General features: G+C 62.4%; 20 protein-coding genes. 18 read left to right on the top strand and 2 right to left on the bottom strand.

Annotated features, from left to right (window positions below):
* Positions 1 to 475 precede the first annotated feature (475 nt).
* From KIH07_RS22540 to galU, 6 genes are all read left to right on the top strand, one after another.
* On the top strand, positions 476 to 1,471 hold the full coding sequence (locus KIH07_RS22540) for an RluA family pseudouridine synthase (RefSeq protein WP_226494096.1): 996 nt from the start codon (positions 476 to 478) through the stop codon (positions 1,469 to 1,471).
* A gap of 72 nt (positions 1,472 to 1,543) precedes the next feature.
* Positions 1,544 to 1,849, top strand: a complete 306-nt coding sequence (locus KIH07_RS22535) for an H-NS family nucleoid-associated regulatory protein (protein WP_226494095.1) — start codon at positions 1,544 to 1,546, stop codon at positions 1,847 to 1,849.
* Positions 1,850 to 1,977: 128 nt separating this feature from the next.
* Positions 1,978 to 2,637: an HAD family hydrolase gene (locus KIH07_RS22530; RefSeq protein WP_226494094.1), complete on the top strand. Its 660-nt coding sequence runs from the start codon at positions 1,978 to 1,980 to the stop codon at positions 2,635 to 2,637.
* 13 nt (positions 2,638 to 2,650) lie between these two features.
* On the top strand, positions 2,651 to 3,031 hold the full coding sequence (locus tag KIH07_RS22525) for a Rieske (2Fe-2S) protein (RefSeq protein WP_226494093.1): 381 nt from the start codon (positions 2,651 to 2,653) through the stop codon (positions 3,029 to 3,031).
* Positions 3,032 to 3,044: 13 nt separating this feature from the next.
* A complete protein-coding gene (locus tag KIH07_RS22520) occupies positions 3,045 to 4,028 on the top strand; it encodes a S49 family peptidase (RefSeq protein ID WP_413465787.1) in 984 nt (327 codons plus the stop codon).
* 186 nt (positions 4,029 to 4,214) lie between these two features.
* Entirely contained in the window at positions 4,215 to 5,099 is an 885-nt protein-coding gene (galU, locus tag KIH07_RS22515; protein ID WP_226494092.1) for a UTP--glucose-1-phosphate uridylyltransferase GalU, read from the top strand.
* A 36-nt stretch (positions 5,100 to 5,135) separates the two neighbouring features.
* Here galU and KIH07_RS22510 read toward each other — a convergent pair whose 3' ends face one another.
* Positions 5,136 to 5,948: an SAM-dependent methyltransferase gene (locus tag KIH07_RS22510; RefSeq protein WP_413465786.1), complete on the bottom strand. Its 813-nt coding sequence runs from the start codon at positions 5,946 to 5,948 to the stop codon at positions 5,136 to 5,138.
* The gene (locus tag KIH07_RS22505) at positions 5,945 to 6,559 is read right to left on the bottom strand and encodes a Maf family protein (RefSeq protein WP_226494091.1); all 615 of its coding nucleotides are present in this window, start codon (positions 6,557 to 6,559) and stop codon (positions 5,945 to 5,947) included. The genes KIH07_RS22510 and KIH07_RS22505 overlap by 4 nt, the downstream gene beginning before the upstream one ends.
* A 36-nt stretch (positions 6,560 to 6,595) precedes the next feature.
* Here KIH07_RS22505 and KIH07_RS22500 point away from each other — a divergent pair, with 36 nt between their 5' ends.
* The 12 genes from KIH07_RS22500 to KIH07_RS22445 all read left to right on the top strand — a co-directional run bounded on the left by KIH07_RS22500 (position 6,596) and on the right by KIH07_RS22445 (position 16,304).
* Positions 6,596 to 7,162 (top strand): YceD family protein, encoded by a 567-nt coding sequence (locus tag KIH07_RS22500; RefSeq protein ID WP_226494090.1) that lies wholly within the window; start codon positions 6,596 to 6,598, stop codon positions 7,160 to 7,162.
* 232 nt (positions 7,163 to 7,394) lie between these two features.
* On the top strand, positions 7,395 to 7,577 hold the full coding sequence (gene rpmF, locus KIH07_RS22495) for a 50S ribosomal protein L32 (protein ID WP_066086119.1): 183 nt from the start codon (positions 7,395 to 7,397) through the stop codon (positions 7,575 to 7,577).
* A gap of 135 nt (positions 7,578 to 7,712) precedes the next feature.
* Positions 7,713 to 8,774 (top strand): phosphate acyltransferase PlsX, encoded by a 1,062-nt coding sequence (plsX, locus tag KIH07_RS22490; protein ID WP_226494089.1) that lies wholly within the window; start codon positions 7,713 to 7,715, stop codon positions 8,772 to 8,774.
* Between the two features lie 18 nt (positions 8,775 to 8,792).
* Entirely contained in the window at positions 8,793 to 9,770 is a 978-nt protein-coding gene (locus KIH07_RS22485) for a beta-ketoacyl-ACP synthase III (RefSeq protein WP_226494088.1), read from the top strand.
* Positions 9,771 to 9,808: 38 nt separating this feature from the next.
* Positions 9,809 to 10,759 (top strand): ACP S-malonyltransferase, encoded by a 951-nt coding sequence (gene fabD, locus KIH07_RS22480; RefSeq protein WP_226494087.1) that lies wholly within the window; start codon positions 9,809 to 9,811, stop codon positions 10,757 to 10,759.
* Positions 10,760 to 10,775: 16 nt separating this feature from the next.
* Positions 10,776 to 11,537 carry a 3-oxoacyl-ACP reductase FabG gene (gene fabG / locus KIH07_RS22475; protein WP_226494086.1) on the top strand — a complete coding sequence of 254 codons (762 nt, stop codon included), beginning with the start codon at positions 10,776 to 10,778 and terminating at the stop codon, positions 11,535 to 11,537.
* Positions 11,538 to 11,662: 125 nt separating this feature from the next.
* Positions 11,663 to 11,902, top strand: coding sequence for an acyl carrier protein (acpP, locus tag KIH07_RS22470; RefSeq protein ID WP_068173947.1), 240 nt, complete (start codon positions 11,663 to 11,665; stop codon positions 11,900 to 11,902).
* Between the two features lie 93 nt (positions 11,903 to 11,995).
* Positions 11,996 to 13,240, top strand: coding sequence for a beta-ketoacyl-ACP synthase II (gene fabF, locus KIH07_RS22465; RefSeq protein WP_226494085.1), 1,245 nt, complete (start codon positions 11,996 to 11,998; stop codon positions 13,238 to 13,240).
* Positions 13,241 to 13,268: 28 nt separating this feature from the next.
* Positions 13,269 to 13,754, top strand: a complete 486-nt coding sequence (locus tag KIH07_RS22460) for a hypothetical protein (RefSeq protein WP_226494084.1) — start codon at positions 13,269 to 13,271, stop codon at positions 13,752 to 13,754.
* Positions 13,755 to 13,809: 55 nt separating this feature from the next.
* Positions 13,810 to 14,451: an RNA polymerase sigma factor RpoE gene (gene rpoE, locus KIH07_RS22455; protein WP_226494083.1), complete on the top strand. Its 642-nt coding sequence runs from the start codon at positions 13,810 to 13,812 to the stop codon at positions 14,449 to 14,451.
* 59 nt (positions 14,452 to 14,510) lie between these two features.
* Entirely contained in the window at positions 14,511 to 15,263 is a 753-nt protein-coding gene (locus KIH07_RS22450) for a sigma-E factor negative regulatory protein (protein ID WP_226494082.1), read from the top strand.
* Between the two features lie 6 nt (positions 15,264 to 15,269).
* A complete protein-coding gene (locus tag KIH07_RS22445; RefSeq protein ID WP_226494081.1) occupies positions 15,270 to 16,304 on the top strand; it encodes a MucB/RseB C-terminal domain-containing protein in 1,035 nt (344 codons plus the stop codon).
* The last annotated feature ends 27 nt before the right edge of the window (positions 16,305 to 16,331 follow it).

Genomic DNA, 16,331 nt, shown 5'->3' with positions numbered 1-16,331 from the left:
CGCCGGTGGCGCACCACGTCGAACGCCGGGTCAGGGCGTAGGCGCGTGGACTTGGGTGAACAGGGAGGGCTTGATGGCTGTCTGGGACATGAATCTTGCCGGTGATGTCTCTGGCTTCACTTCATCCTCACCCAGCCGGTTTTTGAAGCGCCTTTTGGCGTCTCTGAAGCGGGGCTGGGCAATTGGGGTATTCCGTATTCGGGTTCGCAGTTTTCTGACGGGTTCGCCCGCAGCTTCCACCTGACCGGCGCGGCACCCGGCCTCTTCAAAAAGTGCTTCGGGGGCGGCAGCCAAGTCCGGGTGCGGCGGGTGGCAACGATTGTCCAATCGGCTCCCAGGTATTCAAAGCGGGGAGGCCTGCTGGCGGTGACTGCCTTAAACTCAAGCAAATCAATCACTTACAGCACACGACTGGCGCAGCACATTATAGTGCGCTCCTTCGGTTCGTGGGGCCCGAATTTCTGGCGACACTTCCTTGAGTTTCAAGTCTTCCACTGTGGCCCCCGTGGCCGTCCAATACCTCACCGTCGACGAAGAGTCGGCAGGTCAGCGGCTCGACAATTTCCTCATCCGGGTTCTCAAAGGGGTGCCCAAGACCCACATCTACCGCATCATCCGATCGGGCGAAGTGCGGCGCAACAAGGGACGGGTGGGCGCGGACGACAGAGTGGTTGCGGGCGACGTGTTGCGCATTCCCCCCATTCGGTTGTCCGAACGCGCTGAAGAAAAGGCCGCCAATCCCGCTCCGGCGCGCGAATTCCCCGTGGTGTACGAAGACGATGCATTCATGGCCATCGACAAACCCGCCGGCGTGGCGGTGCATGGTGGCAGTGGTGTCAGCTTTGGTGTGATCGAACAAATGCGGCAGGCACGACCGCAGGCCCGTCTGCTCGAATTGGTGCACCGGTTGGACCGGGAAACCAGTGGCATCCTGTTGATCGCCAAAAAGAAAAGCGCGCTCAAGGCATTGCAGGATCAGTTTCGTGAACGCGAAACCGGCAAAACCTATCTGGCGCTCGTCAAAGGCAACTGGCCCGCCAACCTCAAGGTGCTGGACCAGCCCCTGCACAAATACCTGCTGGCCGATGGCGAGCGGCGCGTCAAAGTGGTGGGCAAGGACGATCCGGATGGCATGCGATCGCTCACCTTGGTCAAGGTGGCTCGGCATATCCCAGCACCTGCGGGTCTTGAAGCCGCATCGCCCGATGGGTTCAGTCTCCTGGAAGTCACCATCAAGACGGGACGCACGCACCAGATCCGGGTGCACCTGGCCACGGCGGGATATCCGATTGCAGGCGATGACAAGTACGGTGATTTCGAACTCAATCGACTATTGAGCAGATCGGGGCTCAAGCGCATGTTTCTCCACGCCTGGCGGCTCCGGCTGTCGCATCCGGTCTCCGGGGCGCCATTGGAGTTACAAATTGAATTGCCCCCGGAGCTTGAAAAATGGATGCAGGTTGAAAAATAGGCATTACAATGGTGCATAGCATCGTTGGGATGCTGAACTGCAAATAACGGTTAACACAAACAAGGAAACTCAATGGCAAGCTATTCCGAACTCATGGCGCAGGCTCAATCCCTGATGGCGCAAGCCGAACAGGCACGCAAGGATGAACTGTCCGCTGTCATTGCCGACATCAAGGCCAAAATGAAACAATTTGGCATCACGGTGGCCGACCTGGGCGGCGCCACGGGTGGCAAGAAGGCAGGCAAGTCCAAGTCCAGTGCCCCGGCCAAGTACCGCGGTCCCAATGGCGAACTGTGGGCCGGTGGCCCGGGGCGCAAACCCGAATGGGTGCGCGCCGTGCTGGCTTCGGGCAAGAGCATCGAAGATTTTCGTATCTGACGGAACCACCGCCGTCCCCGCCAAGGGCACCTTCGGGTGCCCTTTGTCTTGTGGCTGAGCCGTTGTCGCCCGAGGGGTTTGGGGGGTGGCGCTGATAATGCAGGGCATCCACCGTTCACCCCGAAACCATGCGCCCGCGCCAATTTGATCTCATTGCCTTTGACTGGGATGGCACCCTTTTTGACTCCACCGCCATCATCACGCGCTGCATTCAGGCGGCTGTGCGCGACGTCGGTGGAACCGTGCCCAGTGATCAGGCCGCCAGCTACGTTATCGGCATGGGGCTCATGCAGGCGCTGGCCCATGCGGCGCCCGATGTGCCACGCGAGAAATACGCGCAGCTTGGGGAGCGTTACCGCCACCACTACCTGGCGCGTCAACACGACATCAGTCTCTTTGAAGGTGTGTTGCCTCTGCTGTCCGAACTCAAGAGCCGGCACCACTGGTTGACGGTGGCCACGGGAAAGAGCCGAAGCGGACTCAACGAGGCCTTGCGAGCCGTGGAGCTGCAGGGGCTGTTTGATGGTTCGCGCACGGCCGATGAAACCGCAGGCAAGCCCAGTCCGGTCATGTTGCACGAACTCATGCGCGAGTTTGACGTCGCACCCGAACGCACTTTGATGATTGGCGACACCACTCACGATCTGCAGATGGCGCTCAATGCGGGGTGTGCGAGCATTGGTGTGAGCTATGGGGCTCACGGGTCCGAAGCGTTTGGCGCGCTGGCCCCGTTGCATGTCGCGCATTCGGTGCGCGAGCTGCACGACTGGCTCAGTGCCAACGCCTGAGTCTGGCGACGGCATGCCATCTTTGGACAGCGATCCGGTTTTCCCGCTCTGTGGCAGCGGCGATCTCGTCGACGGAGGCCGGGCGGTTTCCTTTGACGTCGTGTATGCGGGGCAGACCTGTCGCGCGTTTGCCATCCGCTTCAAGGGGCAGGTCCATGCCTACCTCAACCGCTGTGCCCACGTGGCCATGGAAATGGACTGGCAGCCAGAGCGCTTCTTCGATGACAGTGGTCGCTGGCTGCTTTGCGCGACGCATGGTGCCATCTACCAGCCCGATACCGGTGAGTGTCAAGGTGGGCCGTGTCGGGGTGGCCTGATCAAGATCGCGCTGGTCGAGCGCGATGGCGTCGTGCATTGGCGGTCACAATACAACCTCAAACCTGTTGAATTCTGAGAGCCTCTTGAACATGAACGACGACGACATGGGTCTGCCCACGGGCTCCAGTGTGGACCAGGGCAAGGGTGTGGCCTGGGAGCGTGCGACCCTCGAAAAGCTGGTTTTCGCCACCATCCGGGAGCAGCAGGCCGCGCGGCGCTGGAGGCTGTTCTCGCGCCTGCTGTGGCTGGCGTTCTTTGGCTTCATCGCCTGGATGGTTTACAGCGCGAACAGCGTTGGTGCGTCCGTGAGCACGCCCCACACGGCGGTGATCGAGATCCGGGGCGAGATTGCATCGGACGCCGAAGCCAGTGCGGAAAACGTGATCGCGTCCTTGCGCTCCGCCTTCGAAGACCAGGGCGCACAGGCGGTGGTCTTGCTGATCGATTCCCCCGGTGGCAGTCCGGTGCAGGCCGGCATCGTCAACGACGAAATCACACGTCTCAAGGCCTTGCACCAGAAAAAGGTCTATGCCGTTGTGGAAGAGACTTGTGCCTCGGCCGCGTACTACATCGCGGCCGCCGCCGACGGCATCTATGTGGACAAGGCCAGTCTGGTTGGCAGCATTGGCGTTCTCATGGACGGCTTTGGCTTCACTGGCTTGATGGAGAAGCTCGGCATCGAGCGCCGCCTGATGACGGCTGGCACCAACAAGGCCATGCTGGACCCGTTCAGCCCACAGGACGAAGCACAGCGTGCCTATATCCAGGGCATGCTGGCCGAGATTCACGCACAGTTCATTGCCGTGGTGAAAAGCGGCCGGGGGGATCGCCTCAAGGAGTCGCCCGACACCTTCAGTGGTCTGGTCTGGAGTGGTCAGCAGGCGGTGGCCCTGGGCCTGGCCGATGGGCTGGGCAGTCTGGATTCCGTGGCGCGCGAGATTGTCAAGGCGGAAGACATCGTGGACTACACGCAGCGCGAAAATGTCGGTCTGCGTCTGGCCAGGCAGCTCGGCGCCAGCATGGGCCAGGGCATCTTCATGGCGGCGCGTTCCGCCGGGGTGCAACTCAAGTAACCAAATCTCTCGCGCGGAACTGCGCACGGTTCGTGGAGTCCATTGCGCTGGTCAGGGCTTCGCAAGATCGGATGCCGACAGGAAGGCTCTTTGCCTGGATGGGTTGCTCCATTTTTCAAGGGACTGAGCCGGTTTCGCGTCCGCTACGGTGGGCATGGTTGAACACAACAAAGTCTGGAAACGTCAATGAAGATTCAAAAAGCTGTTTTTCCCGTTGGGGGCATGGGTACCCGTTTTTTGCCCGCCACCAAAGCCATTCCCAAAGAGATGCTGCCCGTGGTCGACAAACCGCTGATCCAGTACGCGGTGGAAGAAGCGTATGCGGCGGGTATCCGGGAAATGATCTTCGTGACGGGGCGCCACAAGCGAGCGATCGAAGACCACTTTGACACCGCCTACGAGCTGGAGGCCGAGCTCGAGGCGGGTAACAAGCGTGCGCTGCTGGAACTGGTGCATGCCATCAAACCCGACGACATGGACTGCGTGTACGTGCGTCAACCGCGCGCTTTGGGTCTGGGCCATGCGGTGTTGTGCGCGGAGCGGCTGGTTGGCGACGAGCCGTTTGCCGTGTTGCTGGCGGACGATTTGATGATGGGCAGGGACCAGGCCAGGGGCGGGCCGACCGTGTTGCAGCAGATGGTGCAGGCCTACGACCGCGACCCGGGCACGGTGCTGGCGGTGCAGGACGTACCTCGCTCGGAGACCCGCCGCTACGGCGTGGTGGATGTGAGGGGCGCCAGCGGAAATGTGGCGGAAGTTTTTGGCATGGTTGAAAAGCCATTGCCAGAAGTCGCACCGTCGACACTGGCGGTGGCCGGACGCTACATCCTCACGCCGGCGGTGTTTGACAGCATTCGCCGCCAGCCACGGGGTGCGGGTGGCGAAATCCAGTTGACCGATGGCATTGCCGCCCTGATCGGAACCGAAAAGGTCTTTGCGTTCCGCTATGACGGTACGCGTTACGACTGCGGTAGCAAGGAAGGTTTCCTGGAGGCCACGATCGACCTGGCGCTGGCCAACAGTGAGTTGAGCACGGCGGTGCGCGCGCACATGCAGAAGGCCCTGGCCTGAACCGGTTCGCAGCCGGCATTCCTCACCGCCGCTGATTCAGCGACCGATCAGAAATACCGCAGGGGTCTCCAGCGGCAGTCCGTCGCCAAGGGCCCGTTTTTTCCAGTCACCCACCAGTGCGCTGCGGGTCACCTCCTGCGGCAGCGTGAGCCCGCAGCACACGGCCAATCGGGTGTGCGGGTGCAAAGTTTGCAAGACGGTTTGGAGCAGAGCGGTGTTGCGGTAGGGGGTCTCGATGAAGATCTGCGTTTGTCCGGTCTTGAGCGCCAAGGCCTCCAGTTCGCGCAAGCGCCTGGCGCGCTCGCTCGCTTCCTGCGGAACGTAACCCACAAACGCGAAACTCTGCCCGTTCAGGCCGCTGCTGGCCAGCGCAAGCACGAGAGAGACCGGGCCAGTCAGCGGCACCACCCTCATGCCCATGGCATGCGCCGCGCGCACGATGGAACTGCCCGGGTCGGCGATGGCTGGCATGCCGGCTTCGCTGACCAGACCGATGTCGTGGCCGCTCAGGGCCGGGGCCAGCAGCGCACGGGCCTGGGCCTCGCCGTCGGCCTGTGGCGCATGGTCCCCCTTTTTATGCGCCACGCGTGGCAGTTCGGTGATCTGCTGTGCCTGTAACGGTGCCCCGAGCCCAACGACGGTATCCACGCGTTTGAGAAAGGCTCGAGTGCTTTTGGCGTTTTCGGTGATCCAGTGGGTGAGTCGGCTGGCGACGGCCAGGGTCTGTGTTGGCAACCACTGGCTGGGCGAGGTCGTGGTTGCTGGTCCGGGGTCGGGGGGCGTCGTTCCAAAGTCCAGCGGCGTGGGCACGAGGTACAGCGTGCCCGGTGGGGTGGTGCCGGTTTTCACAGGACCTGCACCCCGGCAGCGCGGATCATGCGACAGGTGCGGATGAGCGGCAGACCCACCAGTGCGGTGGGGTCGTCGTTGTCGATGCGTTCCAGCAAGGCTATGCCCAGTCCTTCGCTCTTGGCGCTACCGGCGCAGTCGTAGGGCTGCTCCACACGCAGGTAGTGTTCGATCTCGTCGTCATCGAGCTGGCGGAACACCACGCGCACGGCCGCGATGTCGCTCTGCTCAAAACCGGAGTCCTGGCAGACCACGGCCAACGCGGTCTGAAAAATGACCGTTTCGCCGCGCATGCGCTGCAATTGGGTCACGGCGCGCTCGTGGGTGCCGGGTTTGCCCAGCGGCTCGCCGTGCAGGTCGGCCACCTGATCGCAGCCAATGACCACCGCGTGGGGATGACGCCGCGCCACCTCGCGGGCCTTGGCCAGCGCCAGTCGCATCGCCAGATCGGCGGGCTTTTCGCCGGGCAGGGGCGTTTCGTCGACCAGGGGACTGGCGACATCGAAAGGCAACCCGAGGCGCGCGAGCAACTCGCGCCGGTAGCGGGATGTGGAGCCGAGGACGAGGGGGCGGGAGGCTTGGGCAGGAGGGATGGGGCGATGCGAGGACATGCCGGTATTCTCCCTGCATTCTTTTACACTGCCGGGATGAAAGCGAATCCCAAAATGGCATGGAATGCCGATCGGCTGGACGTGCGTGCCTTTGCCCAGGCGGGCGCCCATCTCCAGATCGATGATCCGCTGACCCGGTTCGAGCGCCTGAGTGACGAGCAACATGGAATGGCAGATCAGGTGCCGGCCCAGCGGGTTCGGTGGCGGGCGCAAGGTGAGCTTCGCCCCCATGCCACGGGTGGTGCGCCGGCTGTCTGGCTGCATCTGCAAGCCGATGCAGCGGTGTCGCTAACCTGTCAACGTTGCCTGGGACCCGTGGATGTGCCATTGACCGTTGACCGCTGGTTTCGTTTTGTGGTGGATGAAGCCACCGCCAGTGCCGAAGACGACGATTGCGATGAAGACGTGCTTGCCCTGGAGCCTCGCCCGAGTCTGTACGAGCTGCTGGAAGACGAATTGCTGATGGAGCTGCCCTTGGTGCCCATGCACGAAACCTGTCCGGTGCCTGTGGTCATGCAAGTGGCGGACCCGGCGGTTGCTGCGACCGATGAGGAGCCGGAGCGGAAAAATCCCTTTGCCGAGCTGGCTCGGCTGAAAAAGTGATGTGCACCCGGGGTGTCGCCGCCTCGACCGGAAGCCGCGCCAAGATCAAGGGCCTTTGACCCCTGGCCGCCTTCGGGCTATAATGCTTGGCTTTGCGCTCACATCCATTTGTACGTTTGTGTACTCGGGTCAGGCGCACGATAGCTGTCTCAGCTGGTTGATTGGGTGTTTTGGCATGTTGGCCACCCCATTTGCCACCCCGTTTGACCCCAACCGATTTCAGGAGCCCACCATGGCCGTTCAGCAAAACAAAAAATCCCCTTCCAAGCGTGGCATGCACCGTTCGCACAATGCGCTGAACGTGCCCGGCATTGCCGTGGAACCCACCACCGGTGAAGTTCATCTGCGCCACCACATCAGCCCCAACGGGTTTTACCGTGGCCGCCAGGTGCTGAAGAACAAGTCCGAAGCCTGATGTGACGGGCTGCTCCAGCCCTCGCCGCGGTGTCGCGATCGGGGGTTGGAAGCCTATCCAGGCGCAGGCCCGCATGCTCCATGCGGGCTTTTTTCATTGTTGTGGTGCCGTGAGTGCCACCACCAGGATGTTGTCATGATCACCGTTGCTGTGGATTGCATGGGTGGGGATGTTGGTCCGGCGGCCACCCTGCCAGCCTGTGCAGCTTTTTTGGCGAGTCATCCGCAGGCACGGTTGCTGTTGGTGGGAAAGCCCGACGACTTTGCACCGTGGCCGCAGGTGTTGGGTGATGCGCGCTGTCGCGTGATTGCCGCCAGCGAGGTGGTGGCCATGGACGATCCGGTGGAGGTGGCGCTGCGCCGCAAAAAAGACTCTTCCATGCGGGTGGCGATCCAGCAGGTGAAGGATGGTGCGGCTCAGGCGGTCGTGTCGGCCGGCAATACGGGGGCGCTCATGGCGATCGCCCGTTATGTGCTCAAGACATTGGATGGCATTGATCGCCCGGCCATTGCCTCCCAGTTGCCCAATGCCCGTGGCGGGGCCACCACCGTGCTCGATCTCGGCGCCAACGTTGACTGCACCCCTGAGCACCTGTTGCAGTTCGCGGTGATGGGCTCGGCCCTGGTGGTGGCGATCACCGGGCGGCCGGAGCCCACCGTGGGGCTGCTCAATGTGGGCGGAGAAATCATCAAAGGCAGTGAAATCATCAAAAAGACCGGCGTTCTGCTGCGTAATGCGGCCAGCATGGGTGATTTGAACTTCTTTGGAAATGTCGAGGGAAACGATATCTTCAAGGGCACGACCGATATCGTGGTGTGCGACGGTTTTGTTGGCAACGTGGCTCTCAAGGCCAGCGAAGGCGTGGCCACCATGCTCGCAGGCTTCATCAAAGACGAGTTCTCTCGCAGTTGGTTGACGAAATTGGCGGCTATCTGTGCTTATCCGGTGTTATCAGCCTTTAAAAAACGTGCTGACTATCGCCGCTACAACGGGGCTGCCCTGTTGGGGTTGCGGGGGTTGGTGTTCAAGAGCCATGGCTCGGCCGACGCCTTCGCGTTTGAGCAGGCTCTGTGCCGGGCTTATGATGCGGCCCACAACAATTTGCTCGACAACGTGCGCGAGCGCATCGCCCATGCTGCCCCTCTGATCGCGGCGGGGTCGGCGTCCGGCGAGTTCAAAAGCATTTCCACCCTCTAATACAGTCCTCACTTCTGCATGACACGCTTCGCCCGCATCACCGGCACCGGCAGCAGCCTGCCACCACAGCGCCTGAGCAATGCCGATATGGTTGAGTTGTTGGCACGGCGCGGGGTCGAGACCAGCGACCAATGGATCGTGGAGCGCACCGGCATCCGGGCGCGCCATTTTGCTGCCGAAGGTGTCTTTGCCAGCGATCTCGCAGCCGACGCGTGCCGTCGGGCCATGTCAGCGGCTGGTGTTGCCTCCGGGGATATTGACCTGATCATCGTGGCGACGTCCACGCCTGACATGGTGTTCCCGTCCACGGCGGCCATCTTGCAGCACAAGCTGGGCATTGCCGGTTGCCCGGTGTTTGACGTGCAGGCGGTGTGCAGCGGTTTCATCTATGCCCTGACGGTTGCGGATGCCTTGATCCGGACCGGGAGCGCCCACAAAGCGCTGGTTGTGGGCGCCGAGGTGTTCAGCCGCATTCTGGATTTCAACGACCGCACCACATGCGTGCTGTTTGGTGATGGTGCCGGGGCGGTGGTGCTGGAAGCCAGCGAGACGCCGGGCATCCTGTCCACCGACATCCATGCCGATGGCAAACACACCGGCATTCTGTGCGTCCCGGGTCATGTGTCGGGTGGCAGTGTGCTCGGCGACCCTTTGCTCAAGATGGATGGTCAGGCGGTTTTCAAGCTGGCTGTTGGCGTGCTTGAAGACACCGCTCGCGCGGTTCTAGACAAAGCCGGCAAGACCGCTGCCGATATCGACTGGCTGGTTCCCCACCAAGCCAACATCCGCATCATGCAGAGCACGGCGAGAAAACTGAAGTTGTCGATGGACAAGGTGGTGGTCACGGTTGACGAGCATGGCAACACCTCGGCGGCCTCCATTCCGCTGGCGTTGGACCACGCGGTGCGCGGCGGACAGGTGAAAAAGGGCGACACCCTCCTGCTCGAGGGCGTGGGCGGCGGGTTCACCTGGGGTGCGGTCTTGCTGGACCTTTGAGCCACGACCATTTTTGCCAACGAGTGATTCCATATTCCATGAAGAAGTTTGCTTTTGTTTTTCCGGGTCAGGGTTCGCAGTCCGTTGGCATGATGGACGCTTGGGGCGAACATCCGGCGATGCTGGAGACGTTGCGGGAGGCGTCCGATGCCTTGGGTGAAGATGTCGCCCGTTTGATCAAGGAAGGGCCGAAGGACGCGCTGGCCCTGACCACCAATACCCAGCCGGTGATGCTGGTGGCGGGTGTGGCGGCATGGCGCGTCTGGCGTGCCGAGGGCGGGGCATTGCCTTCTGTGATGGCGGGGCATTCGCTGGGTGAGTACTCGGCGCTGGTGGCCTCCGGTGTGCTGACGCTGGCGCAGGCTGCGCCGCTGGTGCGGTTTCGCGCCGCAGCCATGCAGGAAGCCGTGCCGGTCGGCACGGGAGCCATGGCCGCCATCCTGGGGTTGGATTCCGCAAAAGTCATCACCGGTTGTGCCGAGGCTCAGGCGACGTTCGGTGCGGGCAGTGTCGAAGTGGTCGAGGCGGTCAACTTCAACGATCCGGCGCAAACCGTGATCGCAGGCAGTAAGGCAGCGGTCGACAAAGCCTGCGAGGTGCTCAAGGCCCACGGTGCCAAGCGTGCCTTGCTGTTGCCGGTTTCGGCTCCGTTCCATTCCAGTCTGATGAAGCCGGCGGCAGAGAAGTTGCGAGAAAAGCTCGCCGCCACGTCGATGGCTGCACCGCAGATACCGGTGATCAACAACATCGATGTGTCGGTGGTGACCCACGTCGAAGCGATTCGCGACGCCTTGTATCGCCAGGCCTTTGGCCCGGTGCGTTGGGTGGAGTGCGTGCGCGCCATCAAGGATCAAGGCATCACGACTCTGGTGGAGTGCGGGCCGGGCAAGGTGTTGGCCGGTATGGTCAAGCGCATCGACGCCGAGTTGAGCGGTGTCTCTCTCTACGATCCGGCCACGCTGGCCGATGTGCGAACCCTTTTGGCCTGAACCACGGAGCGAAACCATGTCTGAAGTGAACTTTGCGGGCCAGGTGGCCCTGGTGACAGGTGCTTCGCGCGGTATCGGTGCGGCGATTGCCCATGAGCTCGCTGCGCGTGGTCTGATCGTGATCGGGACCGCCACCAGCGACCAGGGGGCGGCCAAGATCACCGCGGCGCTGTCCGGCGTGGCCGGCTCGGCGGCGGGGTGCCGGGGTGCGACACTGGATGTGAACAATGCCGCTGCTGGCGAGGCGCTGGTCGATGAGATCGTCAAGGCCCATGGCGGCGTTCAGGTGCTGGTGAACAATGCTGGCATCACCCGTGACATGCTGGCCATGCGTCTGAAGGACGACGACTGGGATGCGGTGCTCGACACCAACCTCAAGGCCGTGTTTCGCATGAGCCGTACCGTGATCCGCCCGATGATGAAGCAGCGTTACGGCCGCATCATCAGCATCACCAGTGTCGTTGGTGCGTCGGGCAATCCAGGGCAGGCCAACTACGCCGCGGCCAAGGCCGGCGTTGCGGGCATGACGCGTGCTCTGGCGCGCGAGCTTGGCAGTCGCAACATCACGGTCAACTGTGTGGCGCCTGGTTTCATCGAAACCGACATGACCGCTGCGCTGCCCGAGGAGCAGCAAAAGGCGCTGCTGGGCCAGATACCGCTGGGTCATCTGGGCAAGCCCGCCGACATCGCGCACGCGGTGGCGTATCTGGCCAGCCCGCAGGCCGCGTATGTGACCGGGCAGGAATTGCACGTCAATGGCGGCATGTTCATGTCCTGATTCCGGTCTGGCCGCAGCCCCATAGATCTGAAACGCCGCGAAAGCCGTCCGGCGGGCCACCTAGGGATGCCTCCCTAGCCCGGCTAAAATGACGGTCTGTATTTCAACCACCCTCAGAGGGACTTATGAGCGATATCGAAGCACGTGTGAAGAAAATCATTGCCGAACAACTCGGTGTCGAAGAAGGTCAGGTCACCAACGAAAAAGCTTTCGTTGCGGATCTCGGTGCCGACTCGCTGGACACGGTGGAGTTGGTGATGGCACTTGAGGACGAATTCGGTATCGAGATTCCGGACGAAGACGCGGAAAAGATCACCACCGTGCAGAACGCCATCGATTACGCGATGGCCCACCAGAAGGCCTGAGCCATCCATGAGCCACCGCAAGGTCGCCCCAAGGGGTTTCAGCTCCCTGGGGGGGCAATGCATTGCACGCCGTGAAAGGCGTGGGGGTAGTCAATGATCCGACGTCGCGTTGTCGTGACCGGTCTGGGTTGCATCAGTCCTGTGGGTAACACAGTGGCTGACGCCTGGGCCAATCTTCTCGCCGGAAAATCCGGCATCGACCTCATCACAAAGTTTGATGCATCAAGCTTCGCCTGCAAGATCGCGGGCGAGGTCAAGAACTTCGATCTGGAGTCCTACATCAGCGCCAAGGATGCGCGCGCGATGGACACCTTCATCCATTTCGGCATCGCCGCGGCCCAGCAGGCGGTGGAAGATGCGGGTTTGCCCGTGGGCGATGCACTGGACGAGGAATTTGCCAACCGCATCGGTTGCATCATCGGCTCGGGCATTGGTGGTTTGCCAATGATCGAGGCGACCCATGCCGAGTATGCGAATCGCGGTGCGCGCCGGATTTCCCCGTTTTTCGTGCCGGCGTCCATCATCAACATGATCGCTGGACATGTGTCGATGCGGTTCGGTTTCAAGGGGCCGAATCTCGCTGTGGTGACGGCTTGCACCACCGGTCTGCATTGCATTGGCGAGGCGGCTCGCAAGATCGAGTACGGCGACGCCGACGTGATCGTGGCTGGTGGATCTGAGGCGACGGTTTCACCGCTTGGGGTGGGTGGTTTCGCTGCCATGCGTGCTTTGTCCACCCGCAACGACGATCCGAAAACGGCGTCTCGTCCCTGGGACAAGGACCGTGATGGGTTTGTGCTGGGTGAAGGCGCTGGTGTGATGGTGCTTGAAGAATATGAGCACGCCAAAGCCCGGGGCGCAAAGATCTATGCCGAAGTGATTGGTTACGGCATGAGTGCTGACGCGGGTCACATGACGGCGCCGAGCATGGACGGTCCGCGCCGCGCCATGGTCAATGCATTGCGCAACGCCGGGATCAACGCCGATCAGGTGGATTATCTGAATGCGCACGGTACCTCCACTCCGCTGGGCGACGTGAACGAGACGAAGGCGATCAAGGCCGCGCTTGGCGAGCATGCCAAAAAGACGGTGATCAACTCGACCAAGTCCATGACCGGTCACCTGTTGGGTGGGGCGGGGGGGATCGAGAGTGTGTTCAGCGTGCTCGCCGTGCACCACCAAAAGAGTCCTCCGACCATCAACATCTTCAACCAGGATCCCGAGTGCGACCTGGATTACTGCGCCAATACGGCGCGTGACATGAAGATTGATGTGGCCGTGAAGAACAACTTCGGATTTGGTGGCACCAACGGGACCCTGGTTTTCCGCCGCGTCTGATCCGTTCTGGCACATCTTTCTCCAAGCCATGCGCAACGCCCCATCGGTGGTCTATCCGGTGGGGCGTTGTCTTTTTCATGGCCTGTTGCTTGTGCTGCTGGGCATTCTGGGTCTGTTGGTATTGGTCGCGTGGTGGTACGGGGTCGAGGCGCCACCTGCGTCAGGGATGAGCGGTCGCCAGTGGACGGCGCTGACGGGGCTGGGGTTGTGGGTGGGTTGGGTGGGACTCGCCTGGCGCAGCTGGCAGCGCTCACCAGTCGGGCATCTGCATTGGGACGCGCAGGCCAGCCTGGACGAGGAGCCTCCATGCAAGGGGCTCTGGCGCTGGCGCAGCGACGCCTATCGCGAAGGAGCGCCTCTGCGGCGGCTGGAGCTGGCGCTGGACTTGCAGGACCGTGTGCTGCTGCGGCTTCGCAATCCCGATGCAGCCGGCAGCTGGGTGTGGGTGGAGCGTGCGAGCGATCCGCCTCGCTGGGGGGATTTTCGTCGGGCGCTGATGGCGGCTCAGTCGTGATGCGGCGTGTCGCAGGGTGGGGCTCTGCAGACGATTGGGTTATATTTCCGCGCGCATGACTCTCGAAGACCACACCGCTCCGCCGCCGCCCGACAGCGATGTCATGCTTGTGCAGCGCACCTTGGCCGGCGAGCAGCGAGCGTTCGACATGCTGGTCATCAAGTACCAGCGCCGGGTAGAGCGGCTGATCGGTCGCATGGTGCGCGACACCGATCTGGTGCAGGACATCGCTCAGGAGACCTTCATCCGGGCGTATCGTGCCCTGGCCCAGTTCCGGGGGGATGCTCAGTTCTACACCTGGCTTTACCGGATCGCGGTCAACACGGCCAAGAAGCAGCTCATGGAGCTCAAGCGCGACCCGCTGGTTTTCCAGTCGCAGATGAAATCGGCCGAAGACGATGAAACTTCCTCGTCGGAACGCGAACTAAATTCCAGTGTGGCCGATACCGAGACGCCCGAAGCGGTGCTGGCCAGCAAGGAGATCGCGCAGGCGGTCAATGCCGCCATGGATGCGTTGCCCGAGGAATTGCGCATGGCGATCACTCTGCGGGAAATCGAGGGTCTGAGCTATGAAGAGATTGCCCAGGCGCTTGATTGCCCCATTGGCACGGTGCGCTCGCGGATTTTCCGGGCGCGAGAAGCGATTTCGAATCGCATCAAGCCGATGCTGGAGCGCCAGACGGGCAAACGCTGGTAGCGCCTTGGCCGATTGCATGGATGTCACGACCCGCAGTTCCAGAAGTCAGGAAGTCAACAATGAATGCCGCAAGAGAAGTCCCGAAGTCGCCCGCATCGTCGGTACGGGCTGTGGAGGCGCCGAGCCAGCCGCAGGCGCTGGATGTCGACGAGTGTGGCCTGTCGGCACTGGTTGACGGCGAGATCGGCGAGGCCGAGCTCGACCGGGTGCTGGCGGGATTCGCTGAGCAGAGCGATGTTCGCGCGAGCTGGCACGCCTACCAGGTGATTGGCGACGTGCTGCGATCTTCCGGGATGGCCGTCTCCAGTCAGGCCCCGCAAGCTTTTCTGGCGGGCATCCACGCGAAGCTGCAGACCGAAACCGGAGCGCAGAGAACGGAGTTATCCACGGTGTCCAAACACCTCGCCCGGATTTCGCCCACGGGCCATCCGCAGGTGTCGGCGGCCAACGATGCCGTCTTTCGCTGGAAGCTGGTGGCAGGGTTTGCTTCGTTGGCGGCGGTCATGGCCGTGAGCTGGACGGTCCTGGGAAACGCAGCCGCGGGTGCGGGAGGTGGCGGCAGTGACGGGGCCCAGCTGGCGTTGACAGCACCCGAGTCTTCCCGCGAGATCGCACCGTCCACCCAAGCCGTGGCAGCAACCACGCCTGCGAGCGGTGCGGCCGTGGTCGTGAACACGACACAGGGTCCGGTGATCCGCGATGCCCAATTGGAGGCACTGATGGCCGAGCACCGGCAGAACGGCGGCATGTCGGCCCTGCAAATGCCCGCAGGATTCCTGCGCAATGCCACTTACGACGAGCCGGGACGCTGAATCACCATGATCTTTGCCTCGAGCTCGTGCTCACCCATGGATTGGCGGCGCTGGAGTGCCGCGGCCCTCGTCGCATTGGCTTCGGGGTTCTTGACGCCCTTGCAGGCGCAGACCACGCCCCAGGCGGCCACGGCGACACGCAATATCAACGAATGGCTCACCCGCATGCATGAAGCGTCGCGCCAGCGTGCCTACATGGGCACGCTCGTGGTGTCGGCGGGATCGGTCATGTCGGTGTCCCGCATCTGGCATGTGTGCGACGGTGCTCAGCAGATGGAACGCGTTGAGACGCTGACCGGCGCTCCCCGTACCACCATTCGCCGCAACAACGACGTCATCACCTTTGTGCCCGAATCCAGGACCGCCTGGGTGGAAAAACGCGAATCGCTGGGCTTGTTTCCAGAACTGTTGCGCACGCCGAGCAACGCGATCCCTGAGCACTATGGTGTGCGTGAGACCGGTGTCGAGCGTGTGGCGGGGCATTTGGCGGATGTGGTGGAAATCGTGCCCAAGGACCATCTGCGGTTTGGCTACCGCATCTGGTCCGAGAAAAAGACGGGCCTGGTGGTGAGGCTGCAGACGCTGGGCGAGCAGGGTGCCGTGCTGGAACAGGTGGCGTTTTCCGAACTCCAGTTGGATGCGCCCGTGCGCATGGACAAACTCAACCGCCTGATGAACGACACCCGGGGCTACGATGTGCACGCGCCGGTGCTCAAGAAGACGACTCCCGAAGCCGAGGGGTGGCGCCTCAAGGAACCGGTGCCCGGTTTCCTTTCCATGAGTTGCTACATCCGGGACGGGGGCGAAGCGCAGGGTGAAAATGCTGCACCGATGCAGTGGGTGTTCTCCGACGGCTTGGCTTCGGTCTCGTTGTTTGTCGAGGCTTTCGACGCGCAGCGTCATGGCCAGGAGAAATCGTCCGTTTCCGGGGCCACGCATTCGGTCACACGCCGCATCGGCGACCACTGGCTCACGGCGCTGGGAGAGGTTCCGCCCGCGACACTTCGTCTTTTCGCCCGGTCTCTGGAGCGAACGCGGTAAAGCCGGACTCGCCCTAACCGGGTTCTG

The sequence above is a fragment of the Hydrogenophaga taeniospiralis genome (genome assembly GCF_020510445.1).
Classification (GTDB): Bacteria; Pseudomonadota; Gammaproteobacteria; order Burkholderiales; family Burkholderiaceae_C; genus Hydrogenophaga.
Note: the sequence above shows the minus strand (reverse complement) of the source record. Positions and strands in the feature narration are given on the sequence as shown.

Bases quoted from the DNA above. Each gene is read 5' to 3' on its own strand.
- KIH07_RS22505 (WP_226494091.1), bottom strand. From the start codon at position 6,559: ATGTCCTCGCATCGCCCCATCCCTCCTGCCCAAGCCTCCCGCCCCCTC.
- KIH07_RS22520 (WP_413465787.1), top strand. From the start codon at position 3,045: ATGAACGACGACGACATGGGTCTGCCCACGGGCTCCAGTGTGGACCAG.
- galU (WP_226494092.1), top strand. From the start codon at position 4,215: ATGAAGATTCAAAAAGCTGTTTTTCCCGTTGGGGGCATGGGTACCCGT.
- KIH07_RS22445 (WP_226494081.1), top strand. From the start codon at position 15,270: ATGATCTTTGCCTCGAGCTCGTGCTCACCCATGGATTGGCGGCGCTGG.
- KIH07_RS22460 (WP_226494084.1), top strand. From the start codon at position 13,269: ATGCGCAACGCCCCATCGGTGGTCTATCCGGTGGGGCGTTGTCTTTTT.
- fabF (WP_226494085.1), top strand. From the start codon at position 11,996: ATGATCCGACGTCGCGTTGTCGTGACCGGTCTGGGTTGCATCAGTCCT.
- fabD (WP_226494087.1), top strand. From the start codon at position 9,809: ATGAAGAAGTTTGCTTTTGTTTTTCCGGGTCAGGGTTCGCAGTCCGTT.
- KIH07_RS22525 (WP_226494093.1), top strand. From the start codon at position 2,651: ATGCCATCTTTGGACAGCGATCCGGTTTTCCCGCTCTGTGGCAGCGGC.
- acpP (WP_068173947.1), top strand. From the start codon at position 11,663: ATGAGCGATATCGAAGCACGTGTGAAGAAAATCATTGCCGAACAACTC.
- KIH07_RS22450 (WP_226494082.1), top strand. From the start codon at position 14,511: ATGAATGCCGCAAGAGAAGTCCCGAAGTCGCCCGCATCGTCGGTACGG.
- rpmF (WP_066086119.1), top strand. From the start codon at position 7,395: ATGGCCGTTCAGCAAAACAAAAAATCCCCTTCCAAGCGTGGCATGCAC.
- plsX (WP_226494089.1), top strand. From the start codon at position 7,713: ATGATCACCGTTGCTGTGGATTGCATGGGTGGGGATGTTGGTCCGGCG.
- KIH07_RS22530 (WP_226494094.1), top strand. From the start codon at position 1,978: ATGCGCCCGCGCCAATTTGATCTCATTGCCTTTGACTGGGATGGCACC.
- KIH07_RS22500 (WP_226494090.1), top strand. From the start codon at position 6,596: ATGAAAGCGAATCCCAAAATGGCATGGAATGCCGATCGGCTGGACGTG.
- rpoE (WP_226494083.1), top strand. From the start codon at position 13,810: ATGACTCTCGAAGACCACACCGCTCCGCCGCCGCCCGACAGCGATGTC.
- KIH07_RS22485 (WP_226494088.1), top strand. From the start codon at position 8,793: ATGACACGCTTCGCCCGCATCACCGGCACCGGCAGCAGCCTGCCACCA.
- fabG (WP_226494086.1), top strand. From the start codon at position 10,776: ATGTCTGAAGTGAACTTTGCGGGCCAGGTGGCCCTGGTGACAGGTGCT.
- KIH07_RS22535 (WP_226494095.1), top strand. From the start codon at position 1,544: ATGGCAAGCTATTCCGAACTCATGGCGCAGGCTCAATCCCTGATGGCG.